At 61.6% G+C, this 6272-nt stretch carries 6 protein-coding genes and 1 pseudogene; 2 read left to right on the top strand and 5 right to left on the bottom strand.

What is annotated here, in order from left to right; translation table 11 throughout:
- From SM765_RS20540 to SM765_RS20520, 5 genes and pseudogenes are all read right to left on the bottom strand, one after another.
- A pseudogene (locus SM765_RS20540) lies at positions 1–77 on the bottom strand (electron transfer flavoprotein subunit beta/FixA family protein); the annotation flags it as partial.
- Between the two features lie 268 nt (positions 78–345).
- Positions 346–918: a cob(I)yrinic acid a,c-diamide adenosyltransferase gene (locus SM765_RS20535; RefSeq protein WP_274836198.1), complete on the bottom strand. Its 573-nt coding sequence runs from the start codon at positions 916–918 to the stop codon at positions 346–348.
- A 6-nt stretch (positions 919–924) separates the two neighbouring features.
- Positions 925–1128: a twin transmembrane helix small protein gene (locus tag SM765_RS20530; protein WP_065271503.1), complete on the bottom strand. Its 204-nt coding sequence runs from the start codon at positions 1126–1128 to the stop codon at positions 925–927.
- Positions 1129–1199: 71 nt separating this feature from the next.
- Entirely contained in the window at positions 1200–2030 is an 831-nt protein-coding gene (locus SM765_RS20525; RefSeq protein ID WP_274836199.1) for an SDR family NAD(P)-dependent oxidoreductase, read from the bottom strand.
- A gap of 45 nt (positions 2031–2075) precedes the next feature.
- Positions 2076–2864 (bottom strand): SH3 domain-containing protein, encoded by a 789-nt coding sequence (locus SM765_RS20520; RefSeq protein WP_274836200.1) that lies wholly within the window; start codon positions 2862–2864, stop codon positions 2076–2078.
- 281 nt (positions 2865–3145) lie between these two features.
- Between SM765_RS20520 and SM765_RS20515 the strand changes: the two genes are divergently transcribed.
- Both SM765_RS20515 and SM765_RS20510 read left to right on the top strand, forming a co-directional pair.
- Positions 3146–5494, top strand: coding sequence for a DNA topoisomerase IV subunit A (locus SM765_RS20515; protein ID WP_274836201.1), 2349 nt, complete (start codon positions 3146–3148; stop codon positions 5492–5494).
- 139 nt (positions 5495–5633) lie between these two features.
- Positions 5634–6188, top strand: coding sequence for a hypothetical protein (locus SM765_RS20510; protein WP_274836202.1), 555 nt, complete (start codon positions 5634–5636; stop codon positions 6186–6188).
- Positions 6189–6272: the final 84 nt, after the last annotated feature.

Here is a 6272-nt window from a genome sequence, read left to right as displayed (position 1 = left end):
ACACCGCTTCCGTCCGCTTTGACGCGGACCTTCACGTTATAGTCAATCACGCGTTTGACAGGCACGAGTACCTTCATTTTGCGTTCTCTCCTTAACAAACGGCCTGCCGTGGGGACGGCGGGCCTCCATGCTCTCGCGCCGTTGATACCGGGTCAGTGGTGCGGGCAACAGTGAAAAATCGTCATGTTAGCGGCCCCGGACGTCGCGTCCGCGTGTTTGGCGCATCATTTTTGCAAGAATGTTTCGCAAGCGCCCCTGCCTGCCGCCACGGCAGATTTCCACCCCGGCGTTGTCGCCGGGGTATGTCTTGGGCCCCTGCGATTCGCAGAGGCGATGATCCGGGGGTCAGCGGTTGGCGCCCGGAACCCAGAGTACATCCAGATCGCCATTGTCATTGGCGGCGCGGGAGGCGACGAAAAACCAGTCGGACAGGCGGTTGAGATATTTGACCGCTGCCGGATTCACGTCTTCTTCGGTGGCAAGCTCGGTGGCCAGGCGTTCAGCGCGGCGCGCCACGGTGCGGCAGACGTGCAGATGGGCAGCCAGTTTCGACCCGCCAGGCAAAACAAAACTGCGCAGCGGCGCCAGCTCTTTGTTCATCACATCGATCTCGGCTTCGAGCCGGTCGACCTGACTGGGCACCATGCGCAGCGGCGGGTATTCCGATTCGCCGTCCTTATCCATGTCCGGGCGGCAAAGGTCGGCCCCCAGATCGAAAAGGTCATTCTGGATGCGGGTAAGGGCGGCATCCATTTCACCTGAGGCCTCAAGACGGGCAACGCCGACAAAAGCGTTCAACTCGTCCGACGTGCCATAGGCGGTGACCCGGGCCGAATGTTTGGCAACCCGGTCACCATTGCCCAGAGCCGTATCGCCCTTGTCACCGGTGCGGGTGTAAATCTTGTTCAGAACAACCATGATTTCTTATCCTCCCTGATTGCGCAGGTAGACATAGGCGGCCACCAGTACAACGGCAATGAACTGGAACAGTAGCCGGAGGCGCATCATCTTGTTGCCATACTTGTGGTTGAAGGCGCCGCCTTTACCAAAGCCACCAAGGCCGATCACCAGAACGATCACCACGGCCGCCATGGCCAGGATGGCCAGAATATAGAGCGGATCACCCATTGCTCTTGCTCCTTCGCATTTGCGTTGCCCCGGTCTATCGCCTGCATGGGCGGATGGCGACCGCGAATCCGCTATCTAAGCCGCGCCAGGATGCGGTCAATTGACCGGGTTGGCAAAACCCGGCGCAGGAAGCCCGCGATATGGGTCGGCGTGGTTACGTAATAGCGCGGGCGGGGGCGAGGCGACTCGCAGGCATGGATCAGTTTCGCCGTCACCGCCGAGGCCGGGAGTTCGAACCGGTCGGGGCCTTTGCTTTCGTAAAGCCGCTTCAGCAGGCTCTCCTCATAACGGGCGCGCAGGGGTGAGGCGCGCCAATCCACGTAGCGTTCGAAATGCGGGATAGAGTTTTCGCGAATCTTCGATGTCACCGGGCCGGGCTCGATCAGGATCACATGGATGTTGGTGTCCGTCAGTTCGATCCGCAGGGTGTCCGTTAGCCCTTCGACGGCGTATTTGGTTGCCACATAGGCGCCGCGCCACGGGAAGGTCACCAGACCCAGAATGGACGAGTTCTGCACGATGCGCCCATGGCCCTGCGCCCGCATCACCGGCAGCACCTGGCGTGTCAGCTCGTGCCAGCCGAAGAAATTGCTTTCGAAGATGTCACGCAGCGCCTCGGTCGGCAGATCCTCGACTGCGCCGGGCAGCCCGTGCGCGCCGTTGTTGAACAGCACATCAAGGCCCCCGCCGGTTGCGGTCAGCACCTGTTTCAGCCCGTCCGTGATGGTGTCTGGCCGGGTGTAGTCGATCAGCGGGCTGTCAAAACCTTCATCGCGCATCCGGTCGCAGTCTTGCTGCTGGCGGCAGGAGGCAAAGACCCGCCAGCCGCGATCCCACATGCCGCGCGCCGCATCCAGTCCGATGCCCGAAGAACAGCCCGTAATCAGGATGGTTTTTTGCATATTGCCCCCATTGCATCTGCGCGGGGGATACCCGCGCCAGCGCAGTTATGGGGCCTTTTGACTGACCAGTGAAGCGGCGATCCAGCCAAAATGTTCATTGTCCGAGGTGCGCAGATGCAGCCAGCCGGTGCCGCTGTCCCCGATCACGATCACTTCGTCCCCGGCCAGCAGGCGGGTGATGATCGGATAGGCGGTGCCCGGCCCCTGCCGCATATTGACCCGCGCGGCCCGGATGCTGCGTTTGTCCGTTTCGGGGTCTTCCGTCAGCCCAGGGGCAAGCAAAGCCGTGCCTGTCGCCGGGGGTTGGTTGGTGGCGGTCGCCAAAGGTGCCTGAGTTGTGCCCAGACCTTGCAAGCCGAGTTGCATCCCGCCGCCAAGGCCCTCTTCAAGCGAGGCAAGTTGCATTCCTCCGGTGTCCAGCCCGGCGGAGATCACCCGCGCCGCAGAGGTCCGGGATGTAACGGATGGTGTGGTGCCCGGGGGGCTGGCGGTCTCGCGGGGGGAGGTGGCGCTGGACGCGGCTGTGCCATCCTTGGCAGCGGCGGTCTCGGTCTCTTGGGCGCCCTGATTGGGGGATAGGCCCTGCTGGCCAGCGGCACGTGCCTGCGCCAGGGCCTTGTGTCGCTGATCAAGAGAGGTCCGGGTCACCAGAGAGCTTGCGGTGACGGTTATCTCATTGCGGGTTGTTGCGGGTTTGGCCGGGCTGTCTGCGGGGGCCGTGGCCGCGCTCTTTTCCACCACAGGCCGTTGCGGCGGCGTAAAATCCGCCCCGCCGCTGAGCTCATAGAACCCCCAGCCAAGGAAGGCAAAAGACGCCAGAACAAAGCGCGACATGGCGTGGTCCCCCGGAAAATAGCAATATTTAACGACAGCCCGAGGCAGATGCCCCTGCGGCATCGTTCGTGGGCGGTGGCGGCCGAATCCTGCTGTTCGACCCTGTGGCACTGACGCCAGAACATTAAGCTGCGCGTGTTTAAGCCTAGGTGAAAAAGGATCGTAAACACAGGGGAGAGTCCGATTTCTTCTCCCCCAAGTGGTGCCAAGGAGGAAAATCCGGGCCGGGGGAGGACAACGCGCCGCTTTACCGCGGCACATGGGGGCAGTATTACCACGGAATGAGTGACTTGGTAGAAGACCCCGACCTCCCCTCCGCGCCGCAGAACGGCGAAGTGCTGGAACCGCTGCGCCGCGCCATTGGCGAGCGTTACCTGACCTATGCGCTGAGCACGATCATGCACCGGGCGCTGCCCGATGCGCGTGACGGGCTGAAGCCGGTGCATCGGCGCATTCTTTATGCGATGAACCGGTTGCGGTTGAATTCGACCGGAGGCTTTCTGAAATCGGCGAAGATTTCCGGCGACACCATGGGGGATTTCCACCCCCACGGCGACGCGGCGATCTATGATGCGATGGCGCGTCTGGCGCAGGATTTCAACGTTCGCTACCCGCTTGTCGACGGTCAGGGCAACTTCGGCAATATCGATGGCGATAACCCGGCGGCCTCGCGCTACACCGAGGCGCGCATGACCTTTGTCGCCGAGGCGATGCTGGACGGTCTGAACGAGGATGCCGTCGATTTTCGCGACAACTACGATGGCCGCCTGACCGAACCGGCGGTTTTGCCGGCAACCTTTCCGAACATTCTGGCCAATGGCGCCAGCGGTATTGCCGTGGGCATGGCGACCAATATTCCACCGCATAACATTGCCGAGCTGATCGACGCCTGTATCCACCTGATCAAGGCGCCTGGCGCCGATGATGATACCCTGTTGAAATACGTGCCGGGGCCGGATTTCCCGACTGGCGGGGTGATCGTTGAACCGCAGGAAAACATCGCCAAGGCTTACCGCACCGGGCGTGGCTCCTTCCGGCTGCGCGCCACCCATGAGGTCGAGGACCTTGGCCGGGGGCAGTGGCAGATCGTGGTCACGGAAATCCCCTATCAGGTTCAGAAATCCAAGCTGATCGAAAAGATCGCCGAGCTGATCCAGACCAAGAAGGTACCGATTCTCGGCGATGTGCGCGATGAGAGCGCCGATGACATCCGCATCGTGCTGGAGCCGCGCTCCAAGAACGTCGACCCCGATGTGCTGATGGGTATGCTCTATCGCAACTCCGATCTGGAGCTGCGCTTCTCGCTCAACATGAACGTGCTGATCGACGGGGTCACGCCCAAGGTATGCTCGATGAAAGAGGTGCTGCGTGCCTTCCTTGATCATCGCCGCGACGTGCTGCAGCGCCGCTCGCGCCACCGGATGGCCAAGATCGACCACCGGCTGGAGGTTCTGGACGGTTTCATCATCGCCTTCCTCAACCTCGATCGGGTGATCGACATCATCCGCTATGATGAGGACCCCAAGGCCGCTCTGATGCGGGAGGATTGGTCGAAGGATCACCCCCGCGCCTATGATGAGGCGGACTACAAAACACCCGGTGCTGGCACCGGAGAGCTGTCCGAGGTTCAGGCCGAGGCGATTCTCAACATGCGGCTGCGCTCTTTGCGGAAGCTGGAAGAGATCGAATTGACCCGCGAACGCGATGCCCTGCGCGAGGAACGTGCCGGGCTGGTGGAACTCCTGGGGTCGGAAGAACTGCAGTGGACCCGGATTACCGAACAGCTGCGGGAAACCAAAAAACAGTTCGGCAAGAACTACGAAGGCGGCGCCCGCCGCACCCGGTTTGCCGAGGCGGGAGAAGTTGAGGAAGTGCCGCTGGAGGCAATGATCGACCGCGAACCGATCACCGTTGTCTGTTCGCAGATGGGCTGGATCCGGGCCATGACTGGCCATATCGACCTGAACCGTGAATTGAAGTTCAAGGACGGCGACGGGCCACGTTTTATCTTCCATGCGGAAACCACCGACCGGCTTTTGGTCTTTGGCAGCAACGGACGGTTCTATACGGTCAGCGCTGCGACCCTGCCCGGTGGCCGTGGCATGGGGGAACCGGTGCGCCTGATGGTGGACCTGCCCAACGAGGTCGAGATCGTCGATATCCTGATCCACAACCCCGAAGGACGGCTGCTGGTCGCCTCTTCTGCGGGCAACGGGTTCATCTGCGCCGAAAAGGACATCGTGGCGCAGACGCGTGGCGGCAAGCAGGTGCTGAACGTCAAGGACGACGAACAGGCGCGAATCTGTGTGCCGGTGACTGGCGATCACGTGGCTGTGGTTTCGGAAAACGGCAAGTTCCTGGTCTTCTCGGTCGAGGAAATGCCGGAACTGTCCCGTGGCAAGGGCGTGCGTCTGCAAAAGTACAATATGGCGCGCGGCAAGCAGGGCTCGCTGGAACTGGACGGTGGGCTCAGCGATGTGACCACCTTCAACTGGGATGATGGCCTGACCTGGGAAATGGGCGGCGGCAAGACCCGCCATGAAACGGATCTCAGCCAATGGCTGGGTAAACGCGCCGGTGTCGGCAAGCGTCCGCCCTATGGCTTCCCACGGAATTATAAATTCAAGTGATGGTGCGGGGCGCGGAAAATCTGTGCCCCCTTTGCCACCTGCCGTCGGTGTTGCTGACGCGCGTCTTTACCGGCGCGCGCGGCTCTGCCTATCTGTGCGCGACCGGCCTCATACACCAGCTTCATACAAGGGAAATGGAATGACCCGACTTCTTGCCTTTCTGGGCCTTCTTGCGCTGCTTTCGGCCTGCACTGAAACGCTGCTGGACGAACCTCCCGAGGATCTGGGTGCCTTCCGGGTGCGGGTTGCCCATGTTTATACCGAAAAAGCGCTGAAATGGCCGATGTCCCGCGCTGCGGAGCAATCGGAGTGGATCGAGCCGATGAAAGCAGCGCTGGAAGCCCGCCTGCGCCGCTATGACGGGCCGCAGGAGTACGACGTTGCCGTGACCCTTGAGGGCTTCATGCTGGCGCCGCCGGGGGTGCCGGTGCTGTTCAATCCCAAGAGCGTCGCGGTGGTGAACGTCTTTGTCTACGACGTGGAAAAGGAAGAGTTCCTTGCCGACAAGCATCAGATGGAGATCTTCGAGGACACCACAGGCGAAAGCGCGATTGTCGGTTCGGGCCACAGCCGGACCAAGGAAGAACAGATCGCCGGATTGTCGCTGAATATCGCCGATGCGGTGGAAGAATGGATGGCCGAACAGCACAAGGAAAACGGCTGGTTCGATCTGCGGGCCGAGGTCGCCGAGTAGGGCATTGCCCCGCTCCGGGGTGCGAAACCACATCAATCCGGACGAAGTTTGCCAAATCCACGACTGTCAAGCAGGAACGGGTTG

This window comes from Pseudophaeobacter sp. 1A09344 (assembly GCF_041008745.1).
In the GTDB taxonomy this organism is placed as follows: domain Bacteria; phylum Pseudomonadota; class Alphaproteobacteria; order Rhodobacterales; family Rhodobacteraceae; genus Phycobacter; species Phycobacter gallaeciensis_A.
The sequence above is the reverse complement of the archived record's forward strand: the minus strand, read 5'-3'. Positions and strand labels throughout refer to the sequence as shown.